Below are 17,344 nucleotides of genomic sequence, written 5' to 3' on the forward strand. Positions count from 1 at the left end.
CGGATATGCCCGATTACGTCATTCGCGCCTTAACAGCAGACGAACTTCAAACCGCTGTAGATTGGGCGGGACAGGAAGGCTGGAACCCCGGGCTGCACGACGCGGTCTGTTTTCGCAGTTCGGACCCCGAAGGATTCAAGGGCGGTTTCCTGGACGGCCAGATGATCGCGTCCGCATCCGCCGTGAACTACGATGATGCCTACGCATTTCTTGGCTTCTACATCGTGCGCCCCGAGTTTCGCGGCTCGGGATACGGATTGCAGGTCGCCGAAGCGGTCAAGGCACATTGCCAGGATCGTAACATGGGCATGGATGGTGTGGTCGAACAGCAGGACAACTATCGGAAATTCGGTTTTGAACTGGCGTATGACAATTATCGATTCGCCGGCACCGTCGGCGGCATCCTGGATGCCCTGAGTCGCGTGGAGGACACTCGGGTTCGTCCAATCAACGCGCTAACCGATGATCTAAAGTCGTATGACCGAGGCCTGTTCCCCGCCGCGCGCGACACGTTCTTGCGCGGCTGGTTGGAGGCACCCAGCCACGTTTCGCGGGTGTTTGAGGAAAATGGGCGGATCAAAGGCTATGCAACGTTGCGGCGCTGCCTGAGCGGGTACAAGGTCGGGCCTCTGTTTGCCAACAATCCACAAATCGCGCAGGCGCTTTTGGTTTCCCTTCTGACGACGCTACCCGCCGATCAGGCAAAGGCCGAGGTATTCATCGACAAGCCTAATCCAAACGCACAAGCCATGGAATTGGCCAAACAGTTGGGGCTGACCAAAGTATTTGAAACGGGGCGCATGTATTCCAGTCACGCGCCAGACATCGACCTTGACCGGATATATGGCATCACGACGTTTGAACTGGGCTAGAACGCCTTGAACGTCATCGTGGTCAGCGAGCGTTCGATATTGGGAATCACCAGCAGGTTTTCGTTGATGAAATGGCCCACATCCTCGGTTTCGGGGATGTAGAGCTTCAGCAGCAGGTCGTATTCGCCGCTTGTGGAATACAATTCGGAATGGATTTCACGCAGCGCGATCTCTTCGGCGACTTTGTAAGTGGTGCCGGGTTTACAACGGATCTGGATGAAAACGCAGGTGGACATGGGCCGGGCCTTGTTGGTTCGTGTTGCCCGCAGGCTGGCACGGGCCGCGCCCAGGTGCAATCCCCTGCAACAGTTTGCAGCGAAGGCTTAAAGCGGTCTGGATAGGCCGTTCATCCGCGTCTATAAGCGCCCTGTAGCAAAAGGAATTCGCCCATGCGCAGCGCTAAGATCAGTCGTCAGACCGCCGAGACCGAGATCTCGGTCGAGGTCAATCTGGACGGCACCGGCCAGTATGACAACCAGACTGGCGTCGGGTTCTTTGATCACATGCTGGATCAATTGGCGCGGCATTCGCTGATCGACATGACGATCCGTGCCAAGGGCGATTACCACATCGACGACCACCACACAGTCGAAGACACCGGGATTACGCTGGGTCAGGCACTGACGCAGGCGCTAGGGGATAAGAAGGGTATTCGTCGCTATGGCGAATGCCATCTGCCCATGGATGACGCACAGGTGCGCTGTGCGCTGGATCTGTCGGGCCGCCCGTTCCTGATCTGGAATGTGGACCTGCCGACGCAAAAGATCGGCACGTTCGACACCGAGCTGGTGCGCGAGTTCTTTCAGGCGCTCAGCACCCATGGCGGGATCACCCTGCATATTGATCAGTTGCATGGCTTGAACAGCCACCACATTGCCGAGGCCGCCTTCAAGGCCGTTGCCCGTGCTTTGCGCGATGCGGTCGAAACCGACCCACGCAAGGCGGATGCGATTCCCTCGACTAAGGGCGCGCTGTAGATGCTGACAGCCATCATTGACTACGAGAGCGGTAACCTGCACTCGGCGGAGAAGGCGTTTCAACGGATGGCCCGCGAACTGGATGCGGGCGAGGTCGTCGTGACATCGGATGCAGATGTTGTCGCGCGGGCTGATCGATTGGTTCTGCCCGGTGATGGCGCTTTCCCGGCATGCGCCGCCGAGTTGCGCGGCCACAAAGGCATCTATGACGCTATGGTAGAAGCCGTCGAGCAGAAAGGCCGCCCGTTTCTGGGCATCTGCGTCGGAATGCAGCTGATGGCGACCAAGGGCCATGAATATGCTGAGACCGACGGTCTGGGCTGGGTCGCAGGTGATGTTGTGAAGATCGAGCCCTCGGACAGCGCGCTCAAGGTGCCACATATGGGCTGGAACGATCTGATTCTGGAAAGCGACCATCCGGTCTTTGACGGGATAAAATCAGGCGATCACGCCTATTTTGTGCACTCCTACCACTTCCGGGTGATGGATCCGGCGCAACGGCTGGCCTATGTGGACTACGGGCAAGAGGTCACGGCCGTGATTGGCCGCGACACTATGGTTGGGATGCAGTTTCACCCTGAGAAAAGCCAAGACGTTGGCCTGCGGATGATCGGCAATTTCCTGACCTGGAAGCCCTGAGATTTACTGAACCCGTGTCCAGACCTGACCCCGGCAGACCAGACCCCCAACGGCACATCCCTTAACGGTCAGTTTGTTCTGGCTGTCCAGCGTCATTTTCGAGCTATAGGTTTTGTCGCGATCCGGGGCCCAGATTTTGCCGTCGTCATAGCTGCCGTTGCCCTCGGGGATCATGTCCCAGATGATCTGCTTGCCAAGGTTTTCGTACTCCAGCTGTTGGTTGCCTTGAGCATCAAATGCGCTGTCGATAGTTCCGCAGATGGCGCTGCCACATTCCGAAATCGACACATGCAAATAGCCGCCCGTATCGCCCGGAGCGGTCTTCCACAGCCCGTCTACCGGATCGGCAGCAAAGGCGGTGGTGGCCATCGCAGCGAAGACCGCTGCAAGAGAATATGTCTTCATGGTTATCTCCCTGTCTTTCCGGTCAGTCTGACCTGCCGTTCGGCACCGGGCAAGAATGACTTAGCGTCGCGTTGCGCCCCTGCCCTGCCTGTGCGATATCCCGCGCGTGTAACAGTGATATAGGGCCGCCCGACATGATCCTCTACCCCGCCATCGATCTGAAAGACGGCAACGCCGTGCGCCTGCTGCGTGGTGAAATGGATAAGGCGACGGTCTTTAACGAAGACCCTGCTGCGCAGGCCCGCGCCTTTGTCGAGGCTGGTTGCGAGTGGCTGCATCTGGTTGATCTGAACGGTGCTTTTGCCGGGGAGCCTGTTAATGCGGCACCCGTTGAGGCAATTCTGAAAGCCTGTGATGTGCCCGCTCAGCTGGGTGGTGGTATCCGGGACATGGCCACAATCGAGACCTGGATCGAAAAAGGTCTGGCGCGGGTGATTCTGGGCACCGTTGCAGTCGAAAACCCAGATCTGGTGCGCGAAGCTGCCAAAGCCTTCCCGGGCAAGGTAGCCGTCGGTATAGATGCACGAAACGGCATGGTTGCCACCAAGGGCTGGGCCGAAGAGACCGACGTACAGGTCACCGATCTGGCGCACAGTTTCGAGGACGCTGGCGTGGCAGCGATCATCTATACAGACATCAACCGCGACGGTGCGATGCAGGGTCCGAATATCGAAGCCACGGCGGCGCTCGCGCAGGCGGTTTCGATTCCGGTAATTGCCTCGGGCGGCGTCAGCTCACTGGACGACCTGATCGCCCTGCGTGATTGTGGCGTCGAGTTGAACGGCGCGATCTCTGGCCGCGCGCTATATGATGGCGCGATTGACCTAAAAGAGGCCATTCGCGCCCTGAACTGAGTTATTGAGCAGCGGCGGCGGTCAGTTTCGCCAAAGCGCCGCGCATCTTTTCGATGATGGGGGATTTCTCTACTTCGTCGAGCTCGTCCATCGTCTCTTTCGGATCTTCATAAGCCAGCCAGACCTGTCCGTTTGCGTCTTCGTAGGCCTGCACCTTCAGCGGCAAGAACAGCCCCGCGCGCGGGTCGATCTGCATGGCGGGAGTGCCCAGAGCAGGGTTGCCGAAAATCAGCACCTGATTGGCCGGGATTGGCGTTCCTACCTTTTCCGCCCCCGCCGCGTGATCCACGCGGGCAAACACGGTGGCGCCCGCATTACCCACGGCGGCTTCCAGCGCGTCCAGCGCCTCGGCCACGGATTTGTTGGTTTCCACTTTGATGATGTCGTCAGCCATGGCGGACAGGGCGCCTCCGAATGTGAGAATTGAAGCCAAAAGAAGTTGTCGCATCTGGGTAATCCTTTTCATAAATTTCACCCCTAATTTCCATGGCTTCGCGACAGATCACAATCACAAGTCTGGCATCGGCGGGGCTTTGCCGGTACAGGTGCCCCGAGCAAAGGAAAGCCCATGCTGAAAACCCGCATCATTCCCTGTTTGGATGTCGCCGATGGCCGTGTGGTCAAAGGTGTGAATTTCGTTGGCCTGCGCGATGCCGGTGACCCCGTGGAATCGGCCAAGGCATACGACGCCGCCGGAGCGGATGAGATCTGCTTTCTGGACATTCATGCGACGCATGAGAACCGCGGCACGATGTTCGATGTGGTCCAACGCACGGCAGAGCAGTGCTTTGTGCCTCTGACTGTAGGTGGTGGCGTGCGCACCAAAGATGACGTGCGGGCCCTGTTGCTGGCGGGGGCTGATAAGGTCAGCTTTAACTCGGCCGCCGTCGCGAATCCGGACGTCATCGCCGAAGCAGCGGATCAGTTCGGCAGCCAATGCATTGTCTGCGCCATTGACGCCAAGACCGTCAGCCCCGGCAAGTGGGAGATTTTCACCCATGGCGGGCGCAAGCCAACAGGCATCGACGCGGTTGAATTTGCCAAAACCGTTGTCGCCAAGGGCGCGGGGGAAATCCTGCTAACCTCGATGGATCGCGATGGTACCAAGGCCGGGTTCAACCTGCCTCTGACCCGCGCGATCAGTGACGCGGTGGAAGTGCCGGTGATCGCCAGCGGGGGCGTGGGCAATCTGGACCATCTTGTCGAAGGTGTGACTAAAGGTGGGGCCAGCGCGGTGCTTGCCGCCTCGATCTTCCATTTCGGCGAATACACCATCCACGAGGCCAAAGAGCATATGGCCGCCGCTGGCATTCCGATGAGGCTGACATGAGCATTCTGCACGATCTGGCGGCTACGATTGAAGCCCGTAAAGGGGCAGACCCAGACAGCAGCTGGACCGCCAAGCTGTTGGCCAAAGGTCCCGAGAAATGTGCCGAGAAATTCGGCGAAGAAGCCATTGAGGCAATCATCGAAGCCGCCAAAGGGGACAGGGAAAAACTGACCTCCGAGGCGGCTGATGTGCTTTATCACCTGCTAGTGATGCTGGCTGCGCGCGATGTTGCGCTGGATGATGTGCTGGGCGAACTGGCCCGTCGACAGGGCACCAGCGGCATCACGGAAAAGGCATCCCGACCAAAAGACTAAGCGGGTTTCGTGCGATGACCCGGCCCGCTATACTGCGGCTTCGGGTGCATTGAGGCAAAGGACGCGCAGATGATCAGAGCTTTGGTGTTCGCGGCAGCGCTTGCCACCCTCGCCGCCTGTGCCACCCCTCCCCCGTCTTCCGGAGATGAGGTCCAGCGGCTGGCGGCTGAAATCCAAAGCCTCGGCCCCGATATCGACCCGGAAGAGGCCACCCGCGCCGCCCGCATCGCCTATGCCTATACTGCGCAACTGGCGCAGGAATACGAGATCACCGACCCTCCGCTTATCCACAACGCCAAGGTCAACAAGGGTCTGCGTCCGCGTGGTCTGTGCTGGCACTGGGCTGAAGATATTGAGCGGCGACTGGATCAGGAGCAGTTCCGCACTCTGGAAATGCACCGCGCCATCGCCAACGCGGATAACCCGTTCCGCATCGACCACAGCACTGCCATTATCAGCCGCAAGGGAGAGAGCATGTACGAAGGCGTCGTCTTGGATCCCTGGCGCTATGGCGGAGTGCTATTCTGGTCGCCCCTGGTTGAGGACACCCGTTACGAGTGGGTTCCACGCGAAGTGGTTCTGGAAAAGCGGCGACAGGAACAAGCATCCAGCCTGTGAGACTGAGCTTCTGCGGGCAGCGATCGAAGCGCCACAGCGACCCGACGAAAGCGTTACCCGTCGCGCCCAGGCTCGTTTGGATTGCTGGAAAACAGCGCGATTTTGTTGCCCTGAGGATCGCGCAGATAGCCGACATAGAAATTCGGACCATACGAGGCGCGAAAGCCCGGCTGGCCTTCGTCAGAGCCGCCTGCGGCAAGCGCAGCGGCGTGAAGGTCGCAAACCTGCTGTTGGGTGCGCGCCTCAAACGCCACCATGGACCCGTTGCCAGCCGAAGCCGCGCCTCCATCAAAGGGTGATTTTACATAGAACTCGGGCTGAACCGGGGATTGCCCCGGCGGCACTGGCAGCGCATAGCTCAAGTCTCCGTGATACCGCTCCAACGCATAACCAAGGGCGGGCAGGAACGCCGAATAAAACCGCTCAGCGCGCGTGATATCGTCAACACCAACGGTCACATAAGCAATCATTCCGCATGGTCCTGTCTTATTGGTTTGCTGAATGGGTATAGGTCAATTGGACCTCGCCCTCAACAAATGCACCATTTCTGTTCAATTCAGGCCGGGGCGTAGACACAAACGTCAGGGCTGTCACAGCTTGGACGAAATCACTCCAGTCGCAAACCCACCCATACGCAGTTCGCCAAACAGGCGCTGATATTCGATCTTGGGGCAGCGGTTCATGACTACGTCGATATCGCGGGCCTGCGCTTTGGCAGCGGCCTCGGCATGTTCAACTCCGATCTGCATCCAGATGGTGCGCAAGTCGGGAAACGCATCCAGCGCCTCGTCGACAATGGGTGGCACGGCCTCGGAGCGGCGAAAGATGTCAACCATATCGACGGGCTCGGGAATGTCGGACAGCGAAGCCTGCACCGTCTGGCCAAACAGCATCTTGCCTGCATGGCCCGGATTGACCGGTATCACCCGATATCCCTTGAGCGACAGATAACGCGCGACGTAGTAGCTGGGCCGCACCGGGTTCATAGAAACCCCAACCACCGCAACCACTTTGGTGCGCCTAAGGATTTGGGTCAGAACATCGTCGGAGTAGTCATTCATGAGCACACCATAAGCAAGCGCATGCAAAGAAAAAAGCGCCCAGGAAACTCCTGAGCGCCAGTTGTTGGAACGAGGGACAGTGAAATGACCCGCGGCAGTTCCATTCCGCGGTCACTGTGACATTTAAGCATGAGTTTTCTAAAAAAAAGAGGTCGCGCGCATTTTTGTGATGACACATCACAAAAGGCGGAATGCCGCCGAATGAAACCGTGCGCATTTCCTTCGGCGATCATGGTCAGAACGGCTCGTTACATAAGCCGCGCGCCGATCTTAAGCCAAGAGCAATAGGCTTTATTGGTAAAGAACCGCAGGCCAATGCCCCTCGGCCTCGCGGATGTAATTGGTGACATCGCGTTCCCAGATACGTTCGATCGCTTCCGAGTGGGTCAGATATAACCGCCCATCCACAATCTGCCATGCCATGGGATCGGTACTGCTTAGCAGACCTTTCGCCATCGCATAGGCGCAGTAACCACCAAACTGCGGGGCATAGGCGCGCGGATTGCGTTCAAATCGATCGCGATTTTCCTCTGACGCAAACCGCCAGATCGCACCCTTCCACATCAGCGCTATGTCGGGCTGACCCAACTCTGGTGCTCCAGCCTTGAAATAAGAAACCGCATCATAGCCTGAGACCGCCATCCCATCGTCCACGTAGAACATGGGCATTTCCTGCGCACCGACGACAGAGGCAAACGGGGTACAAGAGAGACTGATCAAGAAGGAACGTCGAGACAACATAGGTGATTCACTGGATTGCGGTTAGAGGGCTTCAAGATGCATATTTCAAACCGTATCTGAAACCCCCATGACGCCGATGTGAACGGGCGTGCGGTTGTTAATCGAAAACGTCTTCGATCACGTCCCAGGCTTCGTCCAACACCTTTGAGAACAGGCCCCGCTTTTTCTTCTTTTTGTATTTTTTGTGCTTCTGTGCCGGCTGGTAACTTTTGATCGGCCGATCTGCCAGTTTGGCTTTTGGCACCATCTTGAGATTATGCAGGGGTGCGCCGCAGCTTGCGCAACTCAGCTCGTGCTGTTGCTTTCCCCGAAGCACCAATGCGGCACGGGTACCGCAATAGCAGCAGGTGGCAATTTTATGTGGAGTGGATATGGGGGCCTCCTGTCATCTGGGTTTGGATGCATATAGTGCGATAGCCGCGGCATTTGAGACGTTTAGAGAACCAAATCCCCCCGCCGCGTCAATTTTTACCAATTGATCGACGGTTTCTTTGGTTTTCTGCCGCAACCCAGGCCCCTCGGCCCCAAGCACCAGCGCCACCGGGCGATCACGCTTGTCACCCAGCGTGGCTTCTATCGTCTGTTCGGCCTCACCATCCAGACCCAGGACTAAATACCCCATGTTCTGCAGCTCGATGATCGTATCGGCCAAATTGCGCACGCGTAGATAGGGTTGTCGTTCCAACGCGCCGCTGGCAGTCTTTGCCAAAGCGCCGGTCTCGGGTGCTGAATGGTGGCGGGTGCCAATGACGGCGCTGGCGCCCAGCACTTCTGCCGAGCGTAGAATCGCCCCGACATTATGTGGGTCTGTCACCCGGTCCAGCAGCAGCACACGTGGGTTTTCCTGCCCAATACAATTGTCGGCAAGCCCACCCCATTCCAGCGGCTTGACCTCAAGTGCCGCGCCCTGATGAACCGATCCCGGATCAATCGGTGCGGTGAATTTTCGCGGATCAACCATCTCGGGTACAATCTCCGCAAATTCAATAGCTTCCAGCAGTTTGTCGCGGGCATTGCGCGTCACAATCAGGCGCAGCTTCTGCCGTTTCGGGTTCATCAGCGCGTCGCGTACGGCGTGTAAACCGAACAGCCAGACGGTTTCTGCCGCAGCCGCTTTGCGCGCCTGTTCCTTCTCAACGACCCACTTTGGTTTCTTCATAATACGGGCCTCCGGGCCGGGAATTCGGTTTCCTGCGTCAAAGCGGTATTTTCCTGTTGACGCCCTTTAGACGCGCTAGTAATCACGCCTCCACGTCAGGTGCAACGCCTGACAGTGGGCGACAGGCCGCAAGGTGTGGCAGGGGACTGTAACTCCCTCGCGGAGACGCACGCCTGGTTCGATTCCAGGGTCGCCCACCACTTACTCACCGATAAATTTGGGCCATTCGTTCAGGCCGATATCTGTTTGATTGCACCGCGCGCTGTCAGTTGCCATGGTCCCCGCGCTATTGCGTCACAGGTCCAAATGACAGCGTCATCTCTTCGTTGTTGTCAAAGCGGTATGGCGCAACCAAGGTTTTCACCTGTGCTGGGTCGACGTCCTTCGGGACATTTCGAGCCGATTCCCAAACCCGAAGAGCAGCATTTGGCGCGCGCGGGTCCCGATCGCTGTAAACAGGATGATTGGGCGCAAAATAGGCCATGTTTCCGGAAATCCAATTGTCAGCAACAATCGCACTTTCGGGCGTTGTTTGCGCGATTATCTCAGAGGTCAAAGTAGCGAAAGGGGCCGCACGTTTGGCATCCCCTGCCAGATTGTGATGCAGCATCGCCAGTCCGATAAACACCGCCAGAACGGCGCTGACCTGAGCAAATCGGTTTACGCCTTTACGACCTGTTCTGGGTAGTAGCCACAAACACAGTACGGGGCCGGCATAAATCAAAATCGGTTGCAGCCAGCGATCCTTTACGTTGGTGCTTCCGCTCACAAGCACTACAGCCGCCATAAGTAACAACGCCCAGACCAGTGTACGCGTCATCAATCGCCACAGATCATCGCCTTTGGCGGCCACCCCTTGCCTGAGATAGATCGACCAAAGGACGCCCAGTACGATCAGCAAGAGCGATACAAACCCAGCCGACGCCAAGGCCAGCTCAACCAAGCCTTGCAGCGCGATCAATGTGGTTGGGTCATCGCTGCTCATGTCCAACTTGCGCGCGCTTGCAAATGCGTGTTCGGGATTGTTCAGAACCCATAGCATCGGTGGTGTGACAAGCAATGCGGCGACACCCAACGAAAGCAGCAGTCGAGGCGACCAGAGAGGCTTGCGCGTCTCAGATGCACTGAAAGCCGCCAGCAACATGGCCAGCAGCGCGATCGCATAGTTGTATTTTGACAAACTTCCCATTGCCACGACTACGCCCAGCAAGACGAATCCCCAAGTCGTCGGTTTGCGAATTAGCCCCCAAATCACCGCGAAGGTCAGAACCGAGCAGAGATTGGCCAGAACGGTATGCGTCAGCGCGCGTTGCGCCTCCCAACTAAACTGATAGAGCATCAGAAGTGACAGGACCGACAGCCCTGCCCACAGTGGCGCATGACGGGTTCGTATGGTCAGGTACAGCGCGACAACCGTCGCCAGCAGCATCCCGTTCTTCAGCAGTGACAGCCCTAATATGCCGGGACCGGTTATCTGAAAGATGCCCCATTGCAGCCAGGCATAAAGTGGCAGTTGCGGGCCGTAGCCCCATTCCAAGCGGCGCGCATCAAGAAGTATCTCAGCCTCATCCAGACCAAGCGCGCCGCCGGTTGCAACTCGCAATACGACATGAAGCAGAAAGTAAGCCGTGACTATGCTTAACCAGAAGCGATCTGTCGACATCAACCCATCGAGACGGGATTGCTTCGCTGCCGGGTCATCGACCCCGCAAGCGGCTTCCAGAGATCGCTCATCTGAGACGCACTGATCTTCGATCATGGATAAGCCCATTTCGTCGGCACTCGCCCAGGATATCTGGCCGCCGGATTGCAACTTTGACCGAAGCTAGACCCGATGTGTGGGCTCAAGTCCACCATTTTTGCGGCAGTTGGGCGCGCGAGAAACAATGCGCGCAGCTCAGCAGATGGATGCCTGGGCTTCAGCCGCCAGATGCCGCGGCGGGTTGAACGTCAGTTTGGGATATTTTGTCAAACCACTCAGTCAGGCTGCTGACATCGGGGCCAAGCGCCTCGGCTATGCCGCCGGCGAATTCCTGAAACTTTTCAATGTTCAATTTATTGACGCCCACCAAGACGGGAATCTCACGCTCTAGTGCGTCGGCGATAATTGGGCGAAAACCCCGCCCGTCCGCCTCGTGCTTTCCGAACTTGTTGATGATCAGCAATTGAGGGCCATCCTCAAGCGACCGCGTCACGAGGCCGACGGCCCGTTCCAATTCAGCCGGATCCAGACGGCAACCCCGAGCGTTCTTGCCAAGAGATTGTGAGATGCGAATGGTTTCCCCGGTCGGCAAGACTTTCAGATCCATATCGCATTTATATCCGTCGGCACATTCGGTGTTGGTCTGCACAACCCCGGCAATCGGTGTTCCGACCAGCACAAGACCATCCGCAAATTCGCTAAGCAGGCGGTCAGTCGCACCGCGATCGGTTGTCGTTACATAGGCCAGATGCATTTTTTGGACCTCAGATTTCAGTCGATGACGTTTCAGATAGCACGCGCCGGCTTGTCCGACCACCTTCATCCATTAAGGCAATGGAGAAAGCCCGATCACAGATGCGTGCAGGTGGAGGAGAACCGCGTAAGAAGCCAAAGCAGTCAACCAGACCCAAAGGCTGGGCCAAGGGCGGGGCGCGCTGAGTGACAGGCGCGCCGTATTGCGGGAAAGGCGTACCCATTCCGTCCCCAAATTGCGCGCGGTCCGGTGATCAATGAGCGCCATGCCCATCGCCGCAAAGCCAGCAAACAAGCCGAACAAGATGACATGCGACAGGCTTCCATTGGCCAACAGATGTGCCAAAGCCCATAGCATCAACGCCGCAAGTATCGGATGACGCGTCGTGTGCAGGATTCCAGGGTTTTCGGGATCGAACGGACGGTGCCCCAGCCCTCCGAATGAGAACGGGTTCCGGATCGACAGGCCCGCAATGGCCAACCAGCAGACTATAGGCATGACCAGCAAAGGCACCCAGCGAAAGATTGGAAGCGGCGGGATCACTTCGACATAGGGCGCATTTGCGGCGGCGATGATCAACCAGGCCAAAACTGCTAGAGAAACCATTGAATAGCTGGCGAAATATGCGCGCTTTCCCATCGTACCGATCAGCCAGCCGCGCACTGCTGGGCGTGCTGGAATCATGTGGCTAAGAAGGAATGTGGCAAGTGCAGCAAGGAAAAGGCCCCAACCAGTCATCGTAATCTCCGAACGTGTTGCGCCCGGTTTAGGCCGAGACAGCGCGCTGGTCTTTGTCCGAAATCAAGTGAGGGCAAAGGGGCGGTTACCCGCCCCTGCCCTGTCTTACAGGCCCAGCGCCTTGCGGCGTTCCTCGGCAAAACCCTGCACCATACGATCAGCGATCAGTGCTAAAATCGCCATGGCGGCACCGGCCGAGATGCCAAGCCCCACATCCGCCTGCCCCAGCGCCAGATAAATCGACTGGCCCAGACCGGTTGTCCCGATCAGTGCCGCTATCACCAGCATGGCGAAGGCATAGAGGATGGTCTGGTTCAGCCCCAGTAGGATGGTCGGTGCGGCATAGGGCGCGCGGACGTCGCGCATGATCTGCCACTCGGTCGCGCCGCTGGAGATTGCGGCTTCCATCATTTCCTCGGGTGTGTTGACCAGCCCGTGTCGCGTGTAGCGGATCATCGGGACGATGGCGTAGGCGCAGATCGCTAGGAAGGCCGAGAACTCACCGATCTGAAACACCATCAGAACCGGGATCAGGAACACAAACAGTGGGATCGTCTGCAGCATATCACAGATCGGGCGAACCACTTTCCAGACCGGTCCCCAAACTGCACTGGCAAGACCGATCATCCCTCCGACCACTGCGCAGGAAAACACTGCGGCACCGCTGAGGTAGAGCGACAGGAGTGCCCGCTCCCACAGGCCTGAAACGAGGATGGTACACAGCAGCCCAACCGACAGCGCCGCAAGACGCCAGCCACCCGCGACCCAACCCAGCGCAGCCGCGCCCGTCAGGACAAACGGCCAAGGCAGGTTTGATATGCCGGTTTCCAGCATTCCGATCAGGATAAGAACGATCAGACCGCCGGTCAGATGCCCGCGCCATGCCATCAGCAGAGCGATAGCCGCACCGGCGGCGAACAGACCCCAGCTCATGCTCGGGGTCCACTGGAACCCCCAGGTGAACGGTAGTACAGCCTGGTCCAGACCGATCCGCAAGGGCAACAACACATAGAACAGAGAGTTGTTCTTGAGTGCGTCCAGCCAAGGCCCGTTAGCCTGCGTAAATGAGGTCAGGCCGATGTCAATCGCCTCGGCCATCGGGTCCAGAACTGTAAGGCCAGACGGGTTCGGCAACCGGGACCAGAAGGCAGCGGTAAATAGCACTGCAAAGCCCAGCATCGCCCAGACAACGCGGCTGTCATATCGCTTGCGCTCGGTCGCCAAAGTGCCGCTCATCCTGTCGATGATCACTGCGAAGACAACGATGACCAGACCGGCCATGAGGGATTCACCGAACTGCGCCTTGCGCATGGTCAAAAGGACTTCCCAGCCGATGTCGTTGAAGCCGCCGATGACCGCAGCGATGATCACCATCGACAGGGCGGCCATCAGGCATTGGTTCACACCAACCATGATCTGAGTCGTGGCAGCAGGAATTTCGACCTGAAAGAGCTGCTGCCAGCGCGTCCCGCCGGACATGATCGCAGCTTCTTTGATTTCGGGCTCTACCCGTTCCAGCCCCAGCATAACGTTGCGAGCCATAGGTGGCGCGGCGTAGATGGCCGAAGCGATCAGGCCGACCACCGGACCGAAGCCAAACAGAAGCAGCAGCGGCGTCAGATAGGCAAAGGTCGGCACCGTTTGCATGATGTCCAGTACTGCCTGAACGAAGGCCTTCACACGTGGCACTTCATTGGCAAGAATACCGATAGCCCCGCCCATAATCAGCGCCACGGGGACAGATACGGCGACAAGGGCCAGCGTATTCATGCTCTCGGCCCAATAGCCTGAAGCCAGAACGAAGCTGAGGCCAAAGAACCCCAGCGCCGCCATCGGCAGACCGCCCAGATACCAACCCAGCGCAGTGACGACCCCAATCAAGATCGGCCAGGGCGTGCTGCCAAGCACGTAGTTTGCAGCATTCATCGGATAAGTCATCAGGTCCGAAAACAACCGCATCGCCGGTTTAATGCCATTCAGAAACCAGTCTAGAAACGCACCAACCCATTGCGTTGCAGGCAGTTCCCATTCTTTGGGCCATGTGACCAGCCATGGGGCGACGCCTTCCAGCGCAAGGCAAACCGCGCCAACGACAAGGGTAATCAGCGCGGCCTGCGCCCCAGCCGTCAGGCGGGCCTGCCGCGCGGGGATATCCGTCACAGCGGTCATGCTTCATCCACCTGCAAAGCTGCGGCGAGATCGGACGGATGAACCGTACCGACAATATTGCCGTCTGCATCGCGGACGGGCACGGGTTCATACAGCTCCATGCAATGTGCGAGCGCCGCGTCGAGCGTCATGGATGTGGTCAAGCCCGGATCATCCGGCCCACGATCAGCATCATCACGCATGACCGAAGCAACCTTAGCATGCTGGCCTTTGGCCACGTCCTTGGAAAATTCGCGCACGTAGTCGTCTACCGGACGCAGCACGATATCCGTCGGCGTGCCGATCTGAACGATCTTGCCATCGCGCATGATGGCGATGCGGTCGGCCAGTTTCAGCGCCTCTTGAATGTCGTGAGTGATAAAGACGATGGATTTCTTCAACGTCGCCTGGATGCGTAGGAATTCATCCTGCAGCTGGCGGCGGATCAAAGGATCAAGGGCCGAGAACGGCTCGTCCAGAAACCAGATATCGGGATTCACCGCAAGGCTGCGCGCGATCCCTACGCGTTGGCGTTGACCACCCGAAAGCTGCCGGGGAAAGCTATCTTCGCGGCCTTCCAAGCCGACCAGCGAGATTACTTCCTGCGCACGCGCCAAACGTTCCTTTTTACCGACGCCTTGCACACGCAGCGGATAAGCCACGTTTTCGGCCACGGTCATATGAGGGAACAGGCCAAAATGCTGGAAAACCATGCCCAGCTTCTTGCGCCTTAGTTCAGTCAGGGTCCTCTTCGATGCACCGATGACATTCTCGCCATCCACACGGATCTCGCCGCCCGTACCGGGCAGAAGTTGCGAAATGCAACGAATCAGCGTCGATTTGCCCGAGCCGGACAGGCCCATGATGACAAAAAGCTCGCCTTCTTTGACCTCGAAATTGGCATCCTGAACAGCAGGGATAAACCCCAGTTCGCGCAAATCGGCGGCGGCTTTGTCAGCGTCACTCCCTGACCGAGACAGCGCGTCGGTCAGAGCTTTGTCGGCACCTTGGCCAAACACCTGCCAGAGATTCTGGCAGGCGATGGCTGGCGTATTCGCTTCAGTCACTTAAGCGGACTCACTGCGTTGCCGCGTCAACGACGGGGCGCCATTTGTCTTCATTCTCGGCCATCCATGCCGCGACGACTTCTTCGACCGCGCCACCATCTACGTCGATCGCCCCCATCATTGGCTGCTGGTCTTCGACCGAAAGCTGATAGTTAGTCAGGATTTCATAGGCAGCGGGCCACTTGTCTGCCATGCCGCTCCAACCGGCCTTGAAGATACGTGACGGCGAGAAATCGCAATCATTCACTGCGTTGGGGTTCGGGCCCCAAGACGGATCGTTAAAGCACGCCTCTTCGCCTGCAGGCAGTTCGACAAACTGTACGTCATATGCCGACATCGCCCAATGTGGCTGCCAGAAGGTGATCAGCAACGGCGACTTGCGCTCGGTCGAGGCGCGCAATTCGGCGATCAAAGCGCCCTCGGAACCCGCGGGGACCGCTTTGAACGGCAATTCAAGACCGGTCATACGATCCGCGCCGGGCGTACCCCAATCCGCTGGGTAATCGACCAGACGGCCACCGGGCAGAGTTTCAGCCGTAGCAAAAACTTGCGCACACTCTTTCAGCGCTTCCCACGCAGGCAGGCCCGGGCACAGCTCCGCTACATGTGCCGGGTAGGCAATGCCTTCCTTGGCATCAAGCCCTAGATCGCCGATTTCAACAACGGTGCCTTCGTCAATCTTCTTGGCATATTCGTCGGACACGTTGGACGACCAAATTTCCAATGTCGCGTCAATGTCCCCATCGGCCAACGCCTGGAACTGATTCATCATCCCGGCGGTCACGTATTCTACGTTATAACCGGCGGCCTTCAGCATCTCACCTGCCACATGGGTGGTCACATGTTGACCGGTCCATTCGTTGATCGCCAGCTTGATCGGTTCATCGACCGCGCCCATATCTGCGGCATGGGCCGCCCCGGCCACTGCGATAGCCAAAAAGCTTACGCTTAGCTTTTTCATAACAACAACTCCCTGTTTTTTACGTTTGCCCCATGGCGATATCGAGCCCGCCCAGGATCATTTGTGGTCACAGCACATTTCGCAACATGCACAAGTTTAGCCGAAAAAGGAAAGGGAACAGTTGTTCCGGGTCCGACGCTCTTCATCAAGCGTGAAAACACGACCCATCCCTGCTGCTCCACTCGGCAATACACACACTTAACACCGTCAGTTCGGAACCGTCAAAGATATTGATTGACTAGTCAATATAAAACACGCGCTTCATCTCAAGATCTGATTTGCCTTGTCAAATCTTCTTAATAAGGCAGCATCTGGATAAGGGAGGGTCTGGGAGATGCGTCACTTTGAAAAGATCTACCAGATATCGGCTGATCGCCACGGCGGCCCCGCCGAACTGGAAAGCAAGCTAAGCAAGCCTAAACCAATCGCCGAATTGGTGGCGATGTCAGATGATCGCTGGTTATCGATTATTACGAAAACCGTGTTCCAGGCAGGGTTTAACTGGAAAGTGATCGAATCGAAGTGGGACGGATTCGAAACGGCATTTGACGGCTTCGACATTGGACGCTGCGCATTCATGGATGACGAGAAATTCGACGCACTGCTGCAGGACACCCGCATTGTCCGCAACGGAACTAAGATTGCCACAGTGCGCGACAATGCCGCGTTTCTGCTGGAACTCCGCGCGGAAGGTGGCGTCGGGCAAATTCTGGGCGGGTGGCCATCACAGGATTATGTCGGCTTGCTACAGATGCTCGCCAAGCGCGGATCGCGGCTTGGCGGTGCTTCGGCGCAGTATGCTATGCGATTTGCCGGTCGGGACAGCTTTATTCTGTCCCAAGATGTAACAGCTCGTCTGATCGCTGAGGGCGTTATCGACAAACCTGCAACCTCCAAAAAAGCAATGGCCGCGGTGCAGGCCGCGTTCAATACATGGATGGGACAATCCGGGCGATCGCTGACGGAAATCAGCCGGGTTCTGGCGATGAGCCTTTGAAAACGAC

Annotated in this window: 22 protein-coding genes and 1 tRNA gene; 9 read left to right on the forward strand and 14 right to left on the reverse strand. The window is 57.8% G+C overall.

What is annotated here, in order from left to right; translation table 11 throughout:
• Window positions 1-5 precede the first annotated feature (5 nt).
• A complete protein-coding gene (locus ACR0DK_RS00880) occupies window positions 6-872 on the forward strand; it encodes a GNAT family N-acetyltransferase (protein WP_170625275.1) in 867 nt (288 codons plus the stop codon).
• Here the strand turns inward: ACR0DK_RS00880 and ACR0DK_RS00885 are convergent.
• The gene (locus ACR0DK_RS00885) at window positions 869-1,108 is read right to left on the reverse strand and encodes an Lrp/AsnC family transcriptional regulator (protein ID WP_170325761.1); all 240 of its coding nucleotides are present in this window, start codon (window positions 1,106-1,108) and stop codon (window positions 869-871) included. The genes ACR0DK_RS00880 and ACR0DK_RS00885 overlap by 4 nt on opposite strands.
• Before the next feature lie 153 nt (window positions 1,109-1,261).
• Between ACR0DK_RS00885 and hisB the strand changes: the two genes are divergently transcribed.
• Both hisB and hisH read left to right on the forward strand, forming a co-directional pair.
• Window positions 1,262-1,849: an imidazoleglycerol-phosphate dehydratase HisB gene (gene hisB, locus ACR0DK_RS00890; RefSeq protein WP_480734576.1), complete on the forward strand. Its 588-nt coding sequence runs from the start codon at window positions 1,262-1,264 to the stop codon at window positions 1,847-1,849.
• Window positions 1,850-2,488, forward strand: coding sequence for an imidazole glycerol phosphate synthase subunit HisH (gene hisH / locus ACR0DK_RS00895; RefSeq protein WP_170401427.1), 639 nt, complete (start codon window positions 1,850-1,852; stop codon window positions 2,486-2,488). It abuts the gene before it with no gap.
• A gap of 3 nt (window positions 2,489-2,491) precedes the next feature.
• Here hisH and ACR0DK_RS00900 read toward each other — a convergent pair whose 3' ends face one another.
• Complete coding sequence (locus tag ACR0DK_RS00900; protein ID WP_170563813.1) at window positions 2,492-2,893, reverse strand: DUF2147 domain-containing protein; 402 nt, start codon at window positions 2,891-2,893, stop codon at window positions 2,492-2,494.
• Between the two features lie 134 nt (window positions 2,894-3,027).
• On the opposite strand from ACR0DK_RS00900, the gene hisA reads away from it, so the two are divergent.
• The gene (gene hisA / locus ACR0DK_RS00905; RefSeq protein WP_170401433.1) at window positions 3,028-3,747 is read left to right on the forward strand and encodes a 1-(5-phosphoribosyl)-5-[(5-phosphoribosylamino)methylideneamino]imidazole-4-carboxamide isomerase; all 720 of its coding nucleotides are present in this window, start codon (window positions 3,028-3,030) and stop codon (window positions 3,745-3,747) included.
• Between the two features lies 1 nt (window position 3,748).
• On the opposite strand, the gene ACR0DK_RS00910 is transcribed toward hisA, so the two are convergent.
• Window positions 3,749-4,195 carry a DUF302 domain-containing protein gene (locus tag ACR0DK_RS00910; RefSeq protein WP_255611717.1) on the reverse strand — a complete coding sequence of 149 codons (447 nt, stop codon included), beginning with the start codon at window positions 4,193-4,195 and terminating at the stop codon, window positions 3,749-3,751.
• Window positions 4,196-4,315: 120 nt separating this feature from the next.
• On the opposite strand from ACR0DK_RS00910, the gene hisF reads away from it, so the two are divergent.
• From hisF to ACR0DK_RS00925, 3 genes are all read left to right on the forward strand, one after another.
• Window positions 4,316-5,077, forward strand: a complete 762-nt coding sequence (hisF, locus tag ACR0DK_RS00915) for an imidazole glycerol phosphate synthase subunit HisF (RefSeq protein ID WP_170392081.1) — start codon at window positions 4,316-4,318, stop codon at window positions 5,075-5,077.
• Window positions 5,074-5,391: a phosphoribosyl-ATP diphosphatase gene (locus ACR0DK_RS00920; protein WP_223116789.1), complete on the forward strand. Its 318-nt coding sequence runs from the start codon at window positions 5,074-5,076 to the stop codon at window positions 5,389-5,391. The genes hisF and ACR0DK_RS00920 overlap by 4 nt, the downstream gene beginning before the upstream one ends.
• A 69-nt stretch (window positions 5,392-5,460) precedes the next feature.
• Window positions 5,461-6,009 carry a hypothetical protein gene (locus ACR0DK_RS00925; protein ID WP_170661969.1) on the forward strand — a complete coding sequence of 183 codons (549 nt, stop codon included), beginning with the start codon at window positions 5,461-5,463 and terminating at the stop codon, window positions 6,007-6,009.
• A 53-nt stretch (window positions 6,010-6,062) separates the two neighbouring features.
• Here ACR0DK_RS00925 and ACR0DK_RS00930 read toward each other — a convergent pair whose 3' ends face one another.
• From ACR0DK_RS00930 to rlmB, 5 genes are all read right to left on the reverse strand, one after another.
• On the reverse strand, window positions 6,063-6,479 hold the full coding sequence (locus tag ACR0DK_RS00930; protein WP_480586688.1) for a VOC family protein: 417 nt from the start codon (window positions 6,477-6,479) through the stop codon (window positions 6,063-6,065).
• A gap of 120 nt (window positions 6,480-6,599) precedes the next feature.
• A complete protein-coding gene (locus tag ACR0DK_RS00935) occupies window positions 6,600-7,070 on the reverse strand; it encodes a CoA-binding protein (RefSeq protein WP_170392089.1) in 471 nt (156 codons plus the stop codon).
• Window positions 7,071-7,361: 291 nt separating this feature from the next.
• Window positions 7,362-7,733: a YHS domain-containing (seleno)protein gene (locus ACR0DK_RS00940; RefSeq protein WP_255611718.1), complete on the reverse strand. Its 372-nt coding sequence runs from the start codon at window positions 7,731-7,733 to the stop codon at window positions 7,362-7,364.
• Between the two features lie 175 nt (window positions 7,734-7,908).
• Window positions 7,909-8,184, reverse strand: a complete 276-nt coding sequence (locus ACR0DK_RS00945) for a hypothetical protein (RefSeq protein ID WP_255612144.1) — start codon at window positions 8,182-8,184, stop codon at window positions 7,909-7,911.
• 12 nt (window positions 8,185-8,196) lie between these two features.
• The gene (gene rlmB / locus ACR0DK_RS00950) at window positions 8,197-8,970 is read right to left on the reverse strand and encodes a 23S rRNA (guanosine(2251)-2'-O)-methyltransferase RlmB (RefSeq protein ID WP_170512293.1); all 774 of its coding nucleotides are present in this window, start codon (window positions 8,968-8,970) and stop codon (window positions 8,197-8,199) included.
• Window positions 8,971-9,086: 116 nt separating this feature from the next.
• Between rlmB and ACR0DK_RS00955 the strand changes: the two genes are divergently transcribed.
• Window positions 9,087-9,170, forward strand: a tRNA-Tyr gene (locus tag ACR0DK_RS00955).
• Between the two features lie 86 nt (window positions 9,171-9,256).
• On the opposite strand, the gene ACR0DK_RS00960 is transcribed toward ACR0DK_RS00955, so the two are convergent.
• From ACR0DK_RS00960 to ACR0DK_RS00985, 6 genes are all read right to left on the reverse strand, one after another.
• Window positions 9,257-10,729 (reverse strand): ArnT family glycosyltransferase, encoded by a 1,473-nt coding sequence (locus tag ACR0DK_RS00960; RefSeq protein ID WP_480734577.1) that lies wholly within the window; start codon window positions 10,727-10,729, stop codon window positions 9,257-9,259.
• Window positions 10,730-10,889: 160 nt separating this feature from the next.
• Complete coding sequence (locus ACR0DK_RS00965; RefSeq protein WP_170625269.1) at window positions 10,890-11,426, reverse strand: DUF2478 domain-containing protein; 537 nt, start codon at window positions 11,424-11,426, stop codon at window positions 10,890-10,892.
• 72 nt (window positions 11,427-11,498) lie between these two features.
• Window positions 11,499-12,164, reverse strand: coding sequence for an NnrU family protein (locus tag ACR0DK_RS00970; protein ID WP_480734578.1), 666 nt, complete (start codon window positions 12,162-12,164; stop codon window positions 11,499-11,501).
• Between the two features lie 105 nt (window positions 12,165-12,269).
• Window positions 12,270-14,333 carry an ABC transporter permease gene (locus ACR0DK_RS00975; protein ID WP_480734579.1) on the reverse strand — a complete coding sequence of 688 codons (2,064 nt, stop codon included), beginning with the start codon at window positions 14,331-14,333 and terminating at the stop codon, window positions 12,270-12,272.
• Window positions 14,330-15,379: a quaternary amine ABC transporter ATP-binding protein gene (locus tag ACR0DK_RS00980; protein WP_480734580.1), complete on the reverse strand. Its 1,050-nt coding sequence runs from the start codon at window positions 15,377-15,379 to the stop codon at window positions 14,330-14,332. The genes ACR0DK_RS00975 and ACR0DK_RS00980 overlap by 4 nt, the downstream gene beginning before the upstream one ends.
• A 10-nt stretch (window positions 15,380-15,389) precedes the next feature.
• Complete coding sequence (locus ACR0DK_RS00985; RefSeq protein ID WP_170392106.1) at window positions 15,390-16,340, reverse strand: ABC transporter substrate-binding protein; 951 nt, start codon at window positions 16,338-16,340, stop codon at window positions 15,390-15,392.
• Between the two features lie 334 nt (window positions 16,341-16,674).
• Between ACR0DK_RS00985 and ACR0DK_RS00990 the strand changes: the two genes are divergently transcribed.
• Window positions 16,675-17,337, forward strand: a complete 663-nt coding sequence (locus ACR0DK_RS00990) for a DNA-3-methyladenine glycosylase I (RefSeq protein ID WP_170512305.1) — start codon at window positions 16,675-16,677, stop codon at window positions 17,335-17,337.
• The last annotated feature ends 7 nt before the right edge of the window (window positions 17,338-17,344 follow it).

The organism is Ruegeria sp. CE6, from assembly GCF_056537485.1.

Coding starts and splice junctions, on each gene's coding strand:
- rlmB (WP_170512293.1), bottom strand. CDS start 8,970: ATGAAGAAACCAAAGTGGGTCGTTGAGAAGGAACAGGCGCGCAAAGCG.
- hisF (WP_170392081.1), top strand. CDS start 4,316: ATGCTGAAAACCCGCATCATTCCCTGTTTGGATGTCGCCGATGGCCGT.
- ACR0DK_RS00920 (WP_223116789.1), top strand. CDS start 5,074: ATGAGCATTCTGCACGATCTGGCGGCTACGATTGAAGCCCGTAAAGGG.
- hisH (WP_170401427.1), top strand. CDS start 1,850: ATGCTGACAGCCATCATTGACTACGAGAGCGGTAACCTGCACTCGGCG.
- hisB (WP_480734576.1), top strand. CDS start 1,262: ATGCGCAGCGCTAAGATCAGTCGTCAGACCGCCGAGACCGAGATCTCG.
- ACR0DK_RS00965 (WP_170625269.1), bottom strand. CDS start 11,426: ATGCATCTGGCCTATGTAACGACAACCGATCGCGGTGCGACTGACCGC.
- ACR0DK_RS00930 (WP_480586688.1), bottom strand. CDS start 6,479: ATGATTGCTTATGTGACCGTTGGTGTTGACGATATCACGCGCGCTGAG.
- ACR0DK_RS00880 (WP_170625275.1), top strand. CDS start 6: ATGCCCGATTACGTCATTCGCGCCTTAACAGCAGACGAACTTCAAACC.
- ACR0DK_RS00900 (WP_170563813.1), bottom strand. CDS start 2,893: ATGAAGACATATTCTCTTGCAGCGGTCTTCGCTGCGATGGCCACCACC.
- ACR0DK_RS00925 (WP_170661969.1), top strand. CDS start 5,461: ATGATCAGAGCTTTGGTGTTCGCGGCAGCGCTTGCCACCCTCGCCGCC.
- ACR0DK_RS00985 (WP_170392106.1), bottom strand. CDS start 16,340: ATGAAAAAGCTAAGCGTAAGCTTTTTGGCTATCGCAGTGGCCGGGGCG.
- ACR0DK_RS00935 (WP_170392089.1), bottom strand. CDS start 7,070: ATGAATGACTACTCCGACGATGTTCTGACCCAAATCCTTAGGCGCACC.
- ACR0DK_RS00910 (WP_255611717.1), bottom strand. CDS start 4,195: ATGCGACAACTTCTTTTGGCTTCAATTCTCACATTCGGAGGCGCCCTG.
- ACR0DK_RS00960 (WP_480734577.1), bottom strand. CDS start 10,729: ATGATCGAAGATCAGTGCGTCTCAGATGAGCGATCTCTGGAAGCCGCT.
- ACR0DK_RS00970 (WP_480734578.1), bottom strand. CDS start 12,164: ATGACTGGTTGGGGCCTTTTCCTTGCTGCACTTGCCACATTCCTTCTT.
- ACR0DK_RS00975 (WP_480734579.1), bottom strand. CDS start 14,333: ATGACCGCTGTGACGGATATCCCCGCGCGGCAGGCCCGCCTGACGGCT.
- ACR0DK_RS00990 (WP_170512305.1), top strand. CDS start 16,675: ATGCGTCACTTTGAAAAGATCTACCAGATATCGGCTGATCGCCACGGC.
- ACR0DK_RS00885 (WP_170325761.1), bottom strand. CDS start 1,108: ATGTCCACCTGCGTTTTCATCCAGATCCGTTGTAAACCCGGCACCACT.
- ACR0DK_RS00940 (WP_255611718.1), bottom strand. CDS start 7,733: ATGTTCTACGTGGACGATGGGATGGCGGTCTCAGGCTATGATGCGGTT.
- hisA (WP_170401433.1), top strand. CDS start 3,028: ATGATCCTCTACCCCGCCATCGATCTGAAAGACGGCAACGCCGTGCGC.